Here is a 14,514-nt window from a genome sequence, read left to right as displayed (position 1 = left end):
CGGGTACCCCTTACTGACTCAATCCAATCGTCCGCCCATTCAACGGCTGTACCGGCCGGGCGTTCATTGGATAAAGCGCCTTGAATGCCGCGATCTGCGCCGCCGAGATTCCTACCGGCTGCTTTATCACGTGCCACAGCACGCCCTCGCTGCATGGCGGCGTGGTCAAGCTGCCGGTGTAGGCAAAATAGGTGCGATCCTTCGGCAGCAATGCCTCCGGGTTCAACGTGCCAGCCAGTTTCACCGGCTCGGCGCCGTGGGCCGGCATGGACGAGAAAACCTGTTCGATGATTGGATTGGCGCCGCCCTCCTCGAATAGCACGGCCACGACGGCGAGTTGCCCGGTACTGTTCATATGGACCATGTGCGCGACCATCGGATAGGTCTTGCCGTCGATGACCTCTTCGCTCGGGGTATGGAAGTGGAACTGGATGAGTTCGTAGTCGCCCGAAGGCAGGTGCGCCTTGCTGCCGCTCTCTGGCCGGACGGCGATGGTGTGGCCGTTGTTGAGCACCTTGGCACTGCCGGCGGCGTACGCGAAGCGGATCGGCTTGAACCCGCCGGGCACGGCACCGCGGATGTCAATCGGCGATTGTTCCTTGCCGAGCTTGCAAGTCGCGTATTCGGCGTCCAGGTCGCCCCAGGCGGGGCTTTCGTAGGTCCACGGTGCGTGATGCGGCGCTGCCGCAATCGCGCTCAAGGCGCACGTGGATAAGAGGGCGGCGGACAGCAACTGTTTCATGTGAAATTCCGTTTCTGAGGGGCGCGGCGCGCAGTCTACCGGCTCGCGTGCCGGACCAGAACGTCAAGACGGTATTTTCAGAAATGCACGATGTGCATGCCGCCGCGCCATATGCATTGCACCGCGACATGGACCCTTCTGGCGATTGACCTCGCCATCCGCTACAACATCAGAACTCAGTGTTTTACGAGGAGACCTTCATGGATGACCCGTTTGGAAGACGCGCGCTCGGGGCGGCGCTCTTCTACAAGGATCCGCTGACCGCGCTCGACTGGCTCGAACGCGCGTTTGGCTTCGAGCGCGTGATGGTGATTACCGACAAGGAGGGCCATCTCGTGCATTCGGAGATGCGCTATCGCGACAGTTACCTGATGGTGGGGAGCGAGTGGGCCGACTACACGGCCAGCCCGGCGTCGGTTGGCGGCAAGAACACGCAGGCGGTGCACGTGCACATGCCGGACGGTCTCGACGACCATTGCGAGCGGGCGCGCGCCGCCGGCGCGGTGATCGTGCGCGAGCCGGAAGACCAGTTCTACGGCGATCGCGTCTATTCGGCGCGCGACCCGGAGGGCCATGTCTGGAGTTTCGGGCAGTCGGTGCGCAAGGTCAGCCGCGAGGCGGCCGAGCTGTCCAGCGGGCTGAATATCGAGGGGTGGACTGGCTGACGCATGCCGCGCCGACCGTGCAAAACAAGAAGCCCGGTTTTCACCGGGCTTCTTGTTGGATGCGTGGCGTGTCGCTTGTGAACCGCTACTGCAGCGTGCCGCGCTGGCGGACCAGCGTGGCACAGGATCCCGTTCCGGGGGAGCGCGTCCCCCCGCATCCGTTTGACCGCCGCGGCTCTGAGGCCCGTACGGTCGCGGCGCGACTTTTACTGCGCGTCCTGGATATTCGTGGCCTGCTTGCCCTTAGGGCCCTGCACCACCTCGAACTCCACGCGCTGGCCTTCCTTCAGCGTCTTGAAACCCGCCATCTGGATTGCCGAAAAGTGCGCAAACAGTTCTTCCTCGCCATCGTCCGGCTTGATAAAACCGAAACCCTTGGCGTCATTGAACCATTTGACGATACCGCTAGCCATAAACTCCCCCAACGAAAAAACAGATTTTCAAGCGGGGAAACCTGTGGCCAGCCGCATGACGCCGGCGCGCCCGCCGGGCCGATCCTTGTCGGATTCGGCCGGTGGAATCGCCGGGTCTTGTGGAGCGCGTGGCAAGACATTGCGATCCGCCTGATAATCAGGTGGAAAACGTCGTGCCGACGCCGGTCGTGGGCCTCCCTGCTCACGGAATCATCCGGGCCGGCCTTGTACGTTTGGCTCGCCGGTCGGGCCTGGATGTGCGACCGATTTTTCTGGCAAACCACCATACTGTCAAGCTGGCAGATTCCCCACTCGGCGTAGGGTGTGGCGGGATTGAAACGGCGCGGAATGGTACCTTTGCGACAGGCGTGCAGCCTGCCCGAAGGCCGGGCGCGCCGTGCACCACGGACGTGCGGCGTAAGTCGTTTGCGGCATTTCCGTGCGTTCGGACACGTTGGAACTTTCCGAAGGTGTGGCCCTTGAATACGTGGCCATTTCCCCAAATTGCAGACTTGTGAGTAAGGGTTAGAATAAAGCCATGGCGACACGGCTGGCGAATACCCCACAACGCGAGACAGGCACCGTCATCGAACGGAAGGAGCAACAGCTCAAACCCCCGGCGATGTACAAGGTGGTCCTGCTCAACGACGACTACACACCGATGGAGTTCGTCGTGATGATCCTGCAGCAGTATTTCAGCAGGGACCGGGAAACGGCGACGCAGATCATGCTCACCGTCCACCGGGAAGGCAAGGGCGTTTGCGGTATCTACACGCGGGATATCGCGGCGACCAAGGTCGAGCTTGTATCAACCCATGCGCGGCAGGCGGGCCACCCGTTGCAGTGCGTGATGGAGGAAGCATGATTGCGCAAGAATTGGAAGTAAGCCTGCACATGGCTTTTGTCGAAGCCCGCCAGGCGCGCCACGAGTTCATTACCGTGGAACACCTGCTGCTGGCGTTGCTCGACAACCCGACGGCAGCCGAAGTGCTGCGCGCGTGCGCAGCCAATATCGAGGACTTGCGCACCAGCCTGAAGAACTTCATTGCCGATAACACCCCAGTCGTACCGGGGTCGGACGAGGTGGACACGCAACCCACGCTGGGCTTCCAGCGGGTGATCCAGCGCGCCATCATGCACGTGCAGTCCACGTCCAACGGCAAGAAGGAAGTCACTGGCGCCAATGTTCTGGTGGCTATCTTCGGCGAAAAGGACTCACATGCGGTCTACTACCTGCAACAGCAGGGAGTGACGCGCCTCGATGTCGTCAATTTCATCAGCCACGGCATCCGCAAGGACCAGTCCGAGCCGGCCAAGCACGGCGAGGGTAATGCCGAGGGCGAGGGTGGCGACGGCAAGGAAAGTCCGCTCGAGCAGTACACCCAGAACCTGAACGCCCTGGCCAAGGCCGGCAAGATCGATCCACTGATTGGCCGGGATTCCGAGGTGGAGCGCGTGGTGCAGGTGCTGTGCCGCCGACGCAAGAACAACCCGCTGCTGGTGGGCGAGGCTGGCGTGGGCAAGACCGCCATCGCCGAGGGTCTGGCGTGGCGCATCACCAAGAACGAGGTGCCTGACATCCTGGAAAAGGCTGTCGTGTACTCGCTCGACATGGGCGCGCTGCTGGCCGGCACCAAGTATCGGGGCGATTTCGAACAACGCCTGAAGGGCGTGCTGAAGTCGCTCAAGGACAATCCGAACGCGATCCTGTTCATCGACGAAATCCACACGCTGATCGGCGCAGGCGCCGCCTCGGGCGGCACGCTGGACGCCAGCAACCTGCTCAAGCCGGCGCTGTCGTCTGGGGCGCTCAAGTGCGTCGGTGCGACCACGTTCACCGAATATCGCGGCATTTTCGAGAAAGATGCGGCCTTGTCGCGGCGTTTCCAGAAGATCGACGTGGTCGAGCCCTCGGTAGACCAGACCGTGCAGATCCTGCGTGGCCTGAAGTCGCGGTTCGAGGAGCACCACGGCGTCAAGTACGCCGCCGCGGCACTGACTGCTGCAGCCGAACTGTCGGCGCGCTTCATCACCGACCGTCATCTGCCGGACAAGGCGATTGATGTGATCGATGAGGCAGGTGCTGCGCAGCGCATCCTGCCGAAGTCGAAGCAGAAGAAGACCATTGGCAAGGGCGAGATCGAGGACATCGTCTCGCGCATCGCGCGGATCCCGCCGCAGAGCGTGAACCAGGACGATCGCAGCAAGCTGCAGACGCTGGATCGCGACCTGAAGTCGGTGGTGTTCGGGCAAGACCCGGCCATCGAGGCGCTGTCGTCGGCCATCAAGATGTCGCGGGCTGGCCTGGGCAAGACGGACAAGCCGATCGGCTCGTTCCTGTTCTCGGGCCCGACCGGTGTCGGCAAGACCGAAGTCGCCAAGCAGCTCGCCTTCATCATGGGCATCGAGTTGCTCCGCTTCGACATGTCCGAATACATGGAGCGCCACGCGGTCAGCCGCCTGATCGGTGCGCCTCCGGGCTATGTCGGCTTCGATCAGGGTGGTTTGCTGACCGAGGCGGTGACGAAGAAGCCGCACTGCGTGCTGCTGCTCGATGAGATCGAAAAGGCGCATCCGGATATTTTCAATATCCTGCTGCAGGTGATGGACCATGGGGCGCTGACCGATAACAACGGCCGGCGCGCTGACTTCCGCAACGTGATCATCATCATGACCACGAACGCGGGGGCGGAGACCATGAACCGCGCCACGATCGGCTTCACGAGCGCGCGCGAGCAGGGCGACGAAATGGCGGACATCAAGCGTATGTTCACGCCGGAGTTCCGCAACCGCCTGGACGCGACCATCAGCTTCCGTTCGCTGGATGAGGAAATCATCCTGCGCGTGGTGGACAAGTTCCTGATGCAACTGGAAGAGCAGTTGCACGAGAAGAAGGTGGAAGCGAGCTTCACCGAGACCCTGCGCAAGTTCCTGGCCAAGAAGGGCTTCGATCCGCTGATGGGTGCGCGGCCGATGCAGCGCCTGATCCAGGACATGATCCGCAAGGCACTTGCCGACGAACTGCTGTTCGGCAAGCTGGTGACCGGCGGCAAGGTGGTCGTGGACCTGGACGAGGGCGATCAGATCAAGCTGACGTTCTCCGAGGCCGATCCGGAACCGCCGGAGGCACCGGAAAGCGAACAGCGCGCCGAGGCCTGAACCTGACGAGGCGTTGCGGGCCGGCCTCAGTGCCGGCCCGTTTGTTCCTGGATTGTTCCATTTCTGGGCGATCAACGATGCCCGCGCCAGCAACGTGGGCGATCATCGGGCAAAATAGAGGGTGGCGGCGTGCCGCCCTTTCTTTTTTGTACGCGGTCGGTTGACCGCCCAGCCTGAGTTATCGATGTCTTCTCCCGAACGCGCGCGGCTCCGCCGCCTGCTGCTCAAGACGCTGCCGATGGGGGCCATGCCCGCGTCCCTGGCGTCCTTCGCTGCCGTGACCCATGCCGACACCGGTATCGGCAACCGGCCGATTGCGATGGTGTTGCCGTTCCCACCGGGTGGCAGCGTGGACATCGTCGCGCGCCAGCTGCAACCGGGGCTGAAGACTGGCCTCGGCCAGACCGTCGTGGTCGACAACAAGCCCGGCGCGGGCGGCCTGATCGCCAGCAGCACCGTGGCGCGCGCCAAGCCGGACGGCACGACGCTGCTGATGGCGTTCGATACGCACGCGATCAACCCATTTGCGTACAAGAACCTCCCGTACGACACCTTCAAAGACTTCACGCCGATTACCCAGTTGGTGCGTTTTCCGCTGGTCATTGCCGCGAACCCGGGCGTGGGTGCATCGAACGTCAAGGAATTGATCGAGCTGGCCAAGGCCAAGCCGGGCGGCATCCGCTACGCCTCGTCGGGCATCGGCAGCCTGAATCAGCTTGCCGCCGAGGCGCTGGCCACCGAGGCGGGCGTGCAGTTCCTCCACGTGCCCTACAAGGGCGGCGGCCCTGCCGTGCAGGCCGTGCTGGCGGGCGAGGTGGACGTGTTCTTCAGCAGCTTCGCGGCAGTGCAGGCGCACGTCGCGGCCAAGACCATCAAGGTGCTTGGCGTGACTGGCACGAGCCGCATCCGCCAGTTGCCGCAGGTGCCGACCGTGGCCGAGCAGGGCTTCAAGGGCTTCGAGGCCTATTCGTGGATCGGCGTGTTCGGCCCGGCCGGCATGCAGCCCGCCACGGTGATGCGACTGCACGACGCGTTGGCGGAATCGATCCGTCAGCCCAAGGTGGTCGAGGCGCTGTCGGCACAGGGGTTCGAGATCGCCGTGGGTACGCCGGCGGACCTCGGCAACCTGGTGCGGCACGAGCACGACAAATGGCAGGCCGTGGCCCGCAAGGCCAATATCCAGTTCGAATAAGCGATGACGGCTGTCTCCGAACCGTTCGATCACGCCGTGGTGGTCTGCGGCGATCTTGATGCCGCCGCCGCCAATTGGCGTGCACTCGGCTTCACATTGACCCCGCGCGGCTATCACACGCTTGGTTCGCAGAACCACTGCATCATGCTGGCGCGCGATTATCTCGAGCTGCTCCACGTGACCGCGCCGAGCCCGAGCCGCCAGTATTACTGGGACGCCCAGCAGCGCGGCGACGGTTGCGCGGCGATGTCCTGCAAGAGCCGCGATGCGTTTGCCACGGCGGCACGACTGCGTGCGGCGGGCTACAAGACATCCGATCCGATCGAATTCTCTCGGCCGGTGCGGCTGGACAATGGTTCGGAGCATCCGGCCACCTTCCGCGTGACGGCCCTCGACGACGCCCCCGGCGCGCGTTACTTCGTCTGCGAGCACCGCACGCCCGAGCTGCTGTGGCGTCCGGAATGGCTGGCGCACGCAAACGGCGCCACCGCCATCGAGGCAGCCTACTTGGTTGTGGAAGCGGGGCAGGTGGGGGCGGCGGCTGCCGCCTATGTGGAGATCACGGCCGGCAAGCTGATTGCCGCCGATGATCGCGTCGCGCGCATCGCGGTGGATGGCGCCGAACTGGTTATCTCGACGGCCGACGCGCTCGCCGAGGTGACGGGTACGCTACAAATCACCGCCGAATCGACGGGCTATGCCGCGATCCGGCTCAGGACCTCGGATCTGGCGAAAGCGCGCACTTACTGGGGCACGCAGTCGATTGCCACCGTGGACCTTGGCCCGCAGGCCACACTGATCCCGGCGGCCAGCGCCAACGGCGTGGCGCTGATCTTCGCGCAGGCCTGATCGAGCCTTACAGGTTCGGCGCTCAGCCGGCCTTGGCGTGATGCACGCCGGTCGAGCCGAAGCCGCCCGCGCCGCGGGCGGTGTCCGCCGAGAACTCGGTCACGGTCGTGAATACGGGCCGCAGCACCGGCACGAACATCATCTGGGCGATGCGCTCGCCGGGCTGGATCACGATCGGCTCGGTGCCGGGCGCATTGCGATTCCACACACTCACCATGATTTGGCCTTGGTAATCGGCGTCGATCACCCCGATCGTATTGCCGAGCACGAGACCTTTCTTATGTCCCAGGCCCGAACGCGGCACGATGGTGGCGGCCATGTACGGATTGCCCATGTGCACGGCGATGCCGGCCGGCACCAGTTGCGCGGCGGTGCCGGGGGCGATGCTGACCGGGCCGTCCACGCAAGCATGCAGGTCGATGGCGGCGGCCATGTCGCTCTGGTAGGCCGGCAGGCCCCAGTCATTGAGGCGGGTGTCCAGGACCTTGATTTCGACGGCGGGGTTCAGGGGTGCGGTCATGTGCAAATCCGGGTAGTTGGCTCAGGAAAGAGCCAGGAAAGTATCTGAAGAAGGCGGGATGGGATGATACCGCGCGTGCGCGGCTCAGCCGGCCGACGCGCCGGAGAGGTCGAACGCCTCGGCGAGCAACTGGTAGGTGCGCAGCCGCGCCGCGTACGAAGCCGTCACGCTCAGCACCACCAGCTCATCGGCCGCGAAGCGCTCGCGCAGCGCCAGCATGCGCTCGGCCACCACCTCGGGCGTGCCGCAGATGGTGCGCGGACGTTCGCGCTCGATGATCATGCGATCGCGCTCGCTCGGCGTGAAATCGGCCGCCTGGGCCAGCGAGGGGATCGGCGCGTTGACGCCATACGCCATCTGCAGGCGGCGGATGTCCACGGCGCGCTCCAGTTCTGCCGCTTCCGCCTCGGTATCGGCGCAGATCACGAAGACCGCCGCCGCGCTGTAGGGGGCATCCTCATAGCCGGGTTCGAAGCCGGCCCGGTACTGCTGCGCCACGGCGTGCCCGCCATGGGCATTGATGAAGTGGGCGAAGGCAAAGCGGAGGCCGAGCTTGGCGGCCAGCGCGCCGCCGAAATCGCTTGAGCCGAGCACCCAGAGTTCGGGCCGGGTGTCGATGGCCGGCTGCAGCAGCACGCCTTCGGCCACGTGGCCGGGCGGCACCTCGCCGCGCAGCAGCCAGGCCAGGTCCTGCACCTGCTGGGGAAACTGGTCGCCCCGGTTGTACTGGCCCATGGACACGGCCTGCGCCGTGCGCATGTCGCCGCCGGGCGCGCGGCCCACGCCCAGATCGATCCGGTTCGGGAACAGGCCTTCGAGCATGCGGAACTGCTCGGCCACCTTGAAGGGGCTGTAGTAGGGCAGCATCACGCCGCCCGAGCCGAGCCGGATACGGTTTGTCACACTGCCGAGCCGCGCCAGCATGACCTCGGGCGCCGGGTTGCACACGCCCTGCAGGCCATGGTGCTCGGCGCACCAGTAGCGGGTGTAGCCGAGGTCGTCGGCGAGTTGGGCCAGTTCGACGGTGGCGGCCAGCGCGTCGCGCGCGCTGTAGCCGGCAATCACCGGGCTCTGGTCGAGCACGGACAGGCGCAATTTGGGACGATTCACAGCAGTCATGCTTACGAAGGCTCAGACGGGTTTGCGCGGCAGGCGTTGGCCGATGGCGGCCACGAGGTCGCGTGCGAGCGAGAGCTTGTCCGCGCGCGGCAGCCGGGTCATGCCGCCCGCATCGAACAGCACGATCTCGTTGTCGTCCATACCGAAGGTGTGGTGGCCGATGTTGCCCACCAGCAGCGGCACGCCCTTGCGCTGGCGCTTCTGCTCGCCGTACTGCTCCAGGTTCTCGCTTTCGGCGGCGAACCCCACGCAATAGGGCGCATCGGCGCGCGCGGCCACGGCGGCCAGGATGTCCGGATTCTGGATGAACTGCAGCGTTGGCGTGTCGGTGTCGTTGGCCTTCTTGATCTTCTGCCGGGAGACCTCGGCGGGGCGCCAGTCGGCCACCGCTGCCACGGCGACGAAGACGTCGACATCACGCAACTGCGCCATCACCGTGTCGTGCATCTGCTGGGCGCTGCGCACGTCGGTGCGCACCACGCCGCGCGGCGTGTCCAGCGCGGTGGGGCCGGCCACGAGCAGGACATCGGCGCCGGCCTCGCGAGCGGCGCGGGCAATCGAGAAGCCCATCTTGCCCGACGACAGGTTGGTGATGCCGCGCACAGGATCGATCGCCTCGAAAGTCGGCCCAGCCGTGATCAGCACGCGCTTGCCGGCGAGCGGCTTGGGCTGGAAGAAGGCGACGAGATCCTCGACGATCTCCGCCGGGTCCAGCATCCGACCGTCGCCAATCTCGCCGCACGCCTGGTCGCCGGTGCCCGGGCCGAGGATCGCCACGCCGTCCGCGCGCAGTTGCGCGGCGTTGCGCTGCGTGGGCGCGGCGGCCCACATCTGGCGGTTCATCGCCGGCGCCACCAGTAGCGGGCATTCACGCGCGATGCAGAGCGTTGTCAGCAGATCGTCGCACAGGCCGTTGGCCACCTTGGCCAGGAAATCGGTGGAGGCTGGGGCGATCAGGATGGCATCGGCCTCGCGCGAGAGGTCGATGTGGGCCATGTTGTTATCGATGCGCGCGTCCCACTGCGACAGGAACACGGGTCGCCCCGAGAGCGCCTGCATGGTCACGGGCGTGATGAAGTGCGTTGCCGCCTCGGTCATCGCCACCTGCACGGTGGCCCCGGCCTTGGTCAGCAGGCGGACCAGCTCGGCCGACTTGTAGCAGGCGATGCCGCCGGTCAGGCCAAGGACGATGTGCTTGCCTCGCAGATCCATGGGTAGGCTCTCAGGGTTCCAGTCAGTGACGACGAACGCGTCGCAGTTCGTCCAGAATCAGCAGCACCGCGCCGACCGTGATGGCGCAATCGGCCACGTTGAACGCCGGGAAATGCATGTTGCGCCAGTGGAAGTCGAGGAAGTCGATCACATGGCCGTACAGCACGCGATCCACGACGTTGCCGATGGCGCCGCCCAGGATCAGGGACACCGCCAGGCAGAACAGCTTCTGTCCCGTATGGCGGTACAGCAGCCAGACGATGAACCCGCCCACCACCACGCCCAGCAGCGTGAAGAACCAGCGCTGCCAGCCGCCGGCATCGGCCAGGAAGCTGAACGCCGCGCCCTTGTTATAGACCAGCACGAGGTTGAAGAAGCGCGTGACCGGGCGCGACTCGCCGTACTGGAACGACCGCGTGATCAGGATCTTGAAGAACTGGTCGATCAGGACCACCAGCAGCGCGAAGGCCATCCAGAGCCACGGCGTGACGTTGGCACTGCCACGGCTCTTGGAGGTTTTGCGGGCCGGCGTGGCGCGCGTCGATCGGGTGGAGGACGATGCCATCAGGCGTGGCTCCTGTGTTCACCGGCGCCGAACAGGTTGCTGTCGCAGCGGCCGCAAAGGGTCGGATGTTCGGGGTTATGGCCCACATCGGCGCGGTAATGCCAGCAACGCTCGCACTTTGCGTGCGCCGACGGCGTGACTGTGACGAGCAGGTCGCCGCCTTCCGGCGCGGCCGTGACCTTGGCCGCAGAGGTCAGCAGCACGAAGCGCAGGTCGTCGTGCAGGCTTTGCAGGGCCTCCAGCACCGGGCCGCCGGCCGCGATCGTGACTTCGGCCTGCAGCGACGAGCCGATCTCGCCTTCCACACGCACCGACTCCAGCTGCTTGGTCACTTCCGCGCGCACGGCGCGGATTTCGTGCCACTTTTGCAGGAGATCGTCGGCGTTGTCGACGGCGGGCACCGCGTAGTACGTGCTCGTGAAGATGGTGTCCGTGTGCGCGGTGCCGTGGGCGAAGATCTGCCATGCTTCCTCGGCCGTGAACGACAGGAACGGCGCCATCCAGTGCAGCATGGCCTGGGTGATGTGATACAGCGCGTTCTGGGCGGCGCGGCGGGCCTGCGAGTCGGGCGCCGTGGTGTACAGGCGGTCCTTGAGCACGTCCAGGTAGAAGCCGCCCAGGTCTTCCGAGCAGAAGGTCTGGAGCTTGGCCACCACCGGGTGGAACTCGTACGCCTGGTAGTGCGACAGCACTTCCTTCTGCAGGCGGTCCGTCAGGGCCACGGCGTAGCGGTCGATCTCGAGCCATTCCGAGGCCGGCAGCGCATGCTTGGCGTGATCGTAGTCGGTCAGGTTCGACAGCAGGAATCGCAGCGTATTACGAATCCGGCGATAGCCTTCCACCACGCGCTTCAGGATTTCGTCCGAGATCGACAGTTCGCCGGAGTAGTCCGTGGAAGCCACCCACAGGCGGATGATCTCGGCACCCATCTTATTGGAGATGTCCTGCGGCGACACGGTGTTGCCGACCGATTTGGACATCTTGCGACCTTCGCCGTCCACGGTGAAGCCGTGGGTCAGCAGCGCCTTGTAGGGCGGCTTGCCGTACAGCATCGAGGCGGTCAGCAGCGACGAGTGGAACCAGCCGCGGTGCTGGTCCGAGCCTTCGAGGTACAGGTCTGCCAGACGGCCATCGGGGGTATCGGCGGACGGATCGTAGAGGTCGTCACGGTGCGAGCCACGGATCACGGTCCAGTGCGTGGTGCCGGAGTCGAACCAGACGTCGAGCGTGTCGCGGTTCTTCTCGTAGACGGCGGCCTCATCGCTTAGCAATTCCTTCGGATCGAGCGCCTGCCAGGCCTCGATGCCGTGCTGCTCCACGCGCTGGGCGATCTGCTCCAGCAGCTCCGGCGTGCGCGGATGCAGGGCGCCCGTTTCCTTGTGGACGAAGAACGCCATCGGCACGCCCCATTGGCGCTGGCGCGAGAGCGTCCAGTCCGGGCGGTTGGCGATCATATTGTGCAGCCGCTGCTTGCCCCAGGCGGGGAAGAACTCGGTGGCCTCGATGCCGGCCAGCGCGGTTGCGCGCAGCGTGGGGCCGTTGTCGACCGGGTTCACGTCCATCCCCGCGAACCACTGCGAGGTGGCGCGGTAGATGATCGGCGTCTTGTGACGCCAGCAGTGCATGTAGCTGTGCTCGTACTTATGCGAGTTGAACAGGTTTCCAGACTCGCGCAGCACCTCCACGATCTTGGGGTTCGCGGCCCAGATCGACAGCCCGCCGAACAGCGGCAGCGTGCTGGCGTAGACGCCATCGCCCATCACCGGGCTGATGATGTCCGCGTCGGGCATGCCGTGCGCCTTGCACGACTGGAAGTCTTCCACGCCATAGGCCGGCGCCGAGTGGACGATGCCGGTACCGGTATCGGTGGTCACGTAGTCGCCGAGGTAGACCGGCGAGGTGCGCGCGTAGCCGGCATCGATCTTGGCCAGCGGGTGGTGGAAGCGGATTTCCGACAGCGCGTCGCCGCGCGCGGTGGCCACCACGCTGCCTTCCAGCGCGTAGGTCTTGAGCTGTTCCTCGACGCGGTCCTTGGCCAGGATCAGGAAGCCGCGCGGCGTGTCCACCAGCGCGTATTCCACTTCCGGGTGCATGTTCAGCGCCTGGTTGCTCGGGATGGTCCACGGCGTGGTGGTCCAGATCACCACCCAGCCGGGCTTGCCTTCGAGCTGCGCCACCGGCACGTGGAAGGCGCGCGCGAGCTTGTCGACTTCCGCGAACGGGAAGCCCACGTCGATCGACAGGTCGGTCTTGTCCTTGTACTCGACCTCAGCTTCGGCCAGCGCCGAACCGCAGTCGAAACACCAGTTCACGGGCTTCAGGCCGCGGAACACGTAACCCTTCTCCATGATCTTGCCCAGCGCACGCAGCTCATCGGCTTCGTTGCTGAAGTTCATGGTCAGGTAGGGGTGGTCCCAGTCGCCCAGCACGCCCAGGCGCTCGAAGTCCACCTTCTGGCGGGCGATCTGTTCGGTGGCGTAGGCGCGGGCCTTGGCCTGCACTTCCTGCACCGGCAGGCCCTTGCCGAATTTCTTCTCGATCTGGATCTCGATCGGCATGCCGTGGCAGTCCCAGCCCGGCACATACACGGCGTCCAGCCCTGTCAGCCCGCGCGCCTTGATGATCATGTCCTTGAGGACCTTGTTCACGGCGTGGCCAATGTGGATGTCGCCGTTGGCATACGGGGGGCCATCGTGCAGCACGAACTTCTTCGCGCCCTTGCGCGCGGCGCGAATCTTCTTGTAGAGCTGCTTGTCCTGCCACTGCTTCACCCATTGCGGCTCGCGCTTGGGCAGGTCGCCACGCATGGGGAAGGGGGTATCCAGCAGGTTCACCGGATACTTGCTTTTCTCGGGCTTGGCGCGTTTCTCGTCGGACATGTTCGATTCTCGGGGCAATTCAGTGGGGCGCGGCGGGTGGAATGGCCGGCGCGCTGGTCATGGGGTATGGCGGGGCGGGTCCCGGCTGCTGCACCTTCGGCAGCGGCCGGCCGCTAGCTAATTCGGTCGGTGGCGGAGGTGGCGAAGTCGCGCCGGCCCGGGCCGGCCTCGGTGCCGCCGGGGGCGGCCAGGCCGAAGAAGGCGCGGGCGTCGAGGGTGTCCTGGGCGATGGCCGCCGTCAGGGCCTCGAGCGTGTCGAAGCGCGCTTCATCGCGCAGCTTCTTCATGAATTCCACGCGGACCAGCTTGCCGTAAAGGTTCTCGTTGAAGTCGAACAGATGCACTTCCAGCAGCACGCGGCCGGCATCCTCGACGGTGGGGCGCACGCCGATGCTGGCCACGCCGGGCAGCGGATGATCGGCCAGCCCGTGCACCTGCACCACGAAGATGCCGTTCACGGCGGGCCGCTTGTGCGAGATCTTGAGGTTCAGCGTCGGGAAACCGAGGTCGCGGCCGAGCTTGCGGCCGTGGATCACGTGGCCGCTGATGGCGTAGCCATGGCCCAGCAGGCGTCGGGCGTGTTCGAGGTCGCCATCGGCCAGCGCCTGGCGCACGGCCGAGCTGGAGATGCGGATACCGCCTTCGGAGACGGAGCCCATTTGTTCGACGTCGACGCCGAACTGGCGGCCCGCTTCCTCAAGATAGGCAAAGTCGCCGGCGCGGCGGGCGCCGAAGCGGAAATCATCGCCCACCAGCACCCAGCGCGCGTGCAGCCCGTGCCAGAGCACGTTCTCGACGAAGGCTTGCGGAGACTGGGCGGCGAAATGGGCGTTGAAGTGTTCCACCACCACGCGGTCCACCCCGTTGCGGCGCAGGGCGTCGAGCTTGTCGCGCAACAGCGCGATGCGCGTGGGCGCGCGCTCGGGTGTGAAGAATTCGCGCGGATGCGGCTCGAACGTCATTACACAGAGCGGCAGGCCGCGGGCATCCGCGGCGGCGCGCGCGCGCGCGAGCAACGACTGGTGGCCGCGATGCACACCGTCGAAATTGCCGATGGTGAGCGCGCAGGGCGCCCGGCTTTCGGCGTTGGGCAGGCCGCGGAAGACTTTCACGAGGACGGCGGACTAAGCGTTTTGGGGAAAGGGGGCATTATAAGGCGAATGGGGCGGCTTGCCCCGCTTTGGGGGCGGACCGGGGCG

Annotated in this window: 13 protein-coding genes; 5 read left to right on the top strand and 8 right to left on the bottom strand. The window is 65.5% G+C overall.

From position 1 onward, the window contains the following. Nucleotides 1-10 precede the first annotated feature (10 nt). Nucleotides 11-742: a carbonic anhydrase gene (locus tag BM115_RS25145; RefSeq protein WP_092301002.1), complete on the bottom strand. Its 732-nt coding sequence runs from the start codon at nucleotides 740-742 to the stop codon at nucleotides 11-13. Nucleotides 743-942: 200 nt separating this feature from the next. Between BM115_RS25145 and BM115_RS25140 the strand changes: the two genes are divergently transcribed. Beyond that, a complete protein-coding gene (locus BM115_RS25140; RefSeq protein WP_092300999.1) occupies nucleotides 943-1,407 on the top strand; it encodes a VOC family protein in 465 nt (154 codons plus the stop codon). A gap of 206 nt (nucleotides 1,408-1,613) precedes the next feature. Here the strand turns inward: BM115_RS25140 and BM115_RS25135 are convergent, their stop codons facing one another. Beyond that, nucleotides 1,614-1,820, bottom strand: a complete 207-nt coding sequence (locus BM115_RS25135) for a cold-shock protein (RefSeq protein ID WP_092300996.1) — start codon at nucleotides 1,818-1,820, stop codon at nucleotides 1,614-1,616. A gap of 538 nt (nucleotides 1,821-2,358) precedes the next feature. Here BM115_RS25135 and clpS point away from each other — a divergent pair. The 4 genes from clpS (at nucleotide 2,359) to BM115_RS25115 (ending at nucleotide 7,020) form a co-directional block, all read left to right on the top strand. Next, a complete protein-coding gene (gene clpS / locus BM115_RS25130; RefSeq protein ID WP_008644942.1) occupies nucleotides 2,359-2,685 on the top strand; it encodes an ATP-dependent Clp protease adapter ClpS in 327 nt (108 codons plus the stop codon). Continuing rightward, entirely contained in the window at nucleotides 2,682-4,979 is a 2,298-nt protein-coding gene (gene clpA / locus BM115_RS25125; protein ID WP_092300994.1) for an ATP-dependent Clp protease ATP-binding subunit ClpA, read from the top strand. The genes clpS and clpA overlap by 4 nt, the downstream gene beginning before the upstream one ends. A 184-nt stretch (nucleotides 4,980-5,163) precedes the next feature. Next, entirely contained in the window at nucleotides 5,164-6,171 is a 1,008-nt protein-coding gene (locus BM115_RS25120) for a tripartite tricarboxylate transporter substrate binding protein (RefSeq protein WP_092300991.1), read from the top strand. A gap of 3 nt (nucleotides 6,172-6,174) precedes the next feature. Then, nucleotides 6,175-7,020, top strand: a complete 846-nt coding sequence (locus BM115_RS25115; RefSeq protein ID WP_092300988.1) for a VOC family protein — start codon at nucleotides 6,175-6,177, stop codon at nucleotides 7,018-7,020. Nucleotides 7,021-7,042: 22 nt separating this feature from the next. On the opposite strand, the gene dut is transcribed toward BM115_RS25115, so the two are convergent. The 6 genes from dut to BM115_RS25085 all read right to left on the bottom strand — a co-directional run bounded on the left by dut (nucleotide 7,043) and on the right by BM115_RS25085 (nucleotide 14,427). Beyond that, a complete protein-coding gene (gene dut, locus BM115_RS25110; RefSeq protein WP_092300984.1) occupies nucleotides 7,043-7,540 on the bottom strand; it encodes a dUTP diphosphatase in 498 nt (165 codons plus the stop codon). 84 nt (nucleotides 7,541-7,624) lie between these two features. Next, nucleotides 7,625-8,659, bottom strand: coding sequence for an LLM class flavin-dependent oxidoreductase (locus tag BM115_RS25105; protein ID WP_092300981.1), 1,035 nt, complete (start codon nucleotides 8,657-8,659; stop codon nucleotides 7,625-7,627). A 12-nt stretch (nucleotides 8,660-8,671) separates the two neighbouring features. Continuing rightward, nucleotides 8,672-9,871 carry a bifunctional phosphopantothenoylcysteine decarboxylase/phosphopantothenate--cysteine ligase CoaBC gene (gene coaBC, locus BM115_RS25100; protein WP_092300978.1) on the bottom strand — a complete coding sequence of 400 codons (1,200 nt, stop codon included), beginning with the start codon at nucleotides 9,869-9,871 and terminating at the stop codon, nucleotides 8,672-8,674. A 22-nt stretch (nucleotides 9,872-9,893) separates the two neighbouring features. Further along, entirely contained in the window at nucleotides 9,894-10,436 is a 543-nt protein-coding gene (gene lspA / locus BM115_RS25095) for a signal peptidase II (RefSeq protein WP_092300975.1), read from the bottom strand. Further along, on the bottom strand, nucleotides 10,436-13,315 hold the full coding sequence (gene ileS, locus BM115_RS25090; RefSeq protein ID WP_092300972.1) for an isoleucine--tRNA ligase: 2,880 nt from the start codon (nucleotides 13,313-13,315) through the stop codon (nucleotides 10,436-10,438). The genes lspA and ileS overlap by 1 nt, the downstream gene beginning before the upstream one ends. 113 nt (nucleotides 13,316-13,428) lie before the next feature. After that, complete coding sequence (locus BM115_RS25085; protein ID WP_092300969.1) at nucleotides 13,429-14,427, bottom strand: bifunctional riboflavin kinase/FAD synthetase; 999 nt, start codon at nucleotides 14,425-14,427, stop codon at nucleotides 13,429-13,431. Nucleotides 14,428-14,514: the final 87 nt, after the last annotated feature.

The sequence above is a fragment of the Cupriavidus sp. OV096 genome (genome assembly GCF_900115455.1).
In the GTDB taxonomy this organism is placed as follows: domain Bacteria; phylum Pseudomonadota; class Gammaproteobacteria; order Burkholderiales; family Burkholderiaceae; genus Cupriavidus.
Note: the sequence above shows the minus strand (reverse complement) of the source record. Positions and strands in the feature narration are given on the sequence as shown.

Excerpts from the sequence above, each read along its gene's own strand:
- BM115_RS25145 (WP_092301002.1), bottom strand. The coding sequence starts at position 742 with ATGAAACAGTTGCTGTCCGCCGCCCTCTTATCCACGTGCGCCTTGAGC.
- lspA (WP_092300975.1), bottom strand. The coding sequence starts at position 10,436 with ATGGCATCGTCCTCCACCCGATCGACGCGCGCCACGCCGGCCCGCAAA.
- ileS (WP_092300972.1), bottom strand. The coding sequence starts at position 13,315 with ATGTCCGACGAGAAACGCGCCAAGCCCGAGAAAAGCAAGTATCCGGTG.
- dut (WP_092300984.1), bottom strand. The coding sequence starts at position 7,540 with ATGACCGCACCCCTGAACCCCGCCGTCGAAATCAAGGTCCTGGACACC.
- BM115_RS25135 (WP_092300996.1), bottom strand. The coding sequence starts at position 1,820 with ATGGCTAGCGGTATCGTCAAATGGTTCAATGACGCCAAGGGTTTCGGT.
- coaBC (WP_092300978.1), bottom strand. The coding sequence starts at position 9,871 with ATGGATCTGCGAGGCAAGCACATCGTCCTTGGCCTGACCGGCGGCATC.
- BM115_RS25120 (WP_092300991.1), top strand. The coding sequence starts at position 5,164 with ATGTCTTCTCCCGAACGCGCGCGGCTCCGCCGCCTGCTGCTCAAGACG.
- BM115_RS25140 (WP_092300999.1), top strand. The coding sequence starts at position 943 with ATGGATGACCCGTTTGGAAGACGCGCGCTCGGGGCGGCGCTCTTCTAC.
- BM115_RS25105 (WP_092300981.1), bottom strand. The coding sequence starts at position 8,659 with ATGACTGCTGTGAATCGTCCCAAATTGCGCCTGTCCGTGCTCGACCAG.
- clpS (WP_008644942.1), top strand. The coding sequence starts at position 2,359 with ATGGCGACACGGCTGGCGAATACCCCACAACGCGAGACAGGCACCGTC.
- clpA (WP_092300994.1), top strand. The coding sequence starts at position 2,682 with ATGATTGCGCAAGAATTGGAAGTAAGCCTGCACATGGCTTTTGTCGAA.
- BM115_RS25115 (WP_092300988.1), top strand. The coding sequence starts at position 6,175 with ATGACGGCTGTCTCCGAACCGTTCGATCACGCCGTGGTGGTCTGCGGC.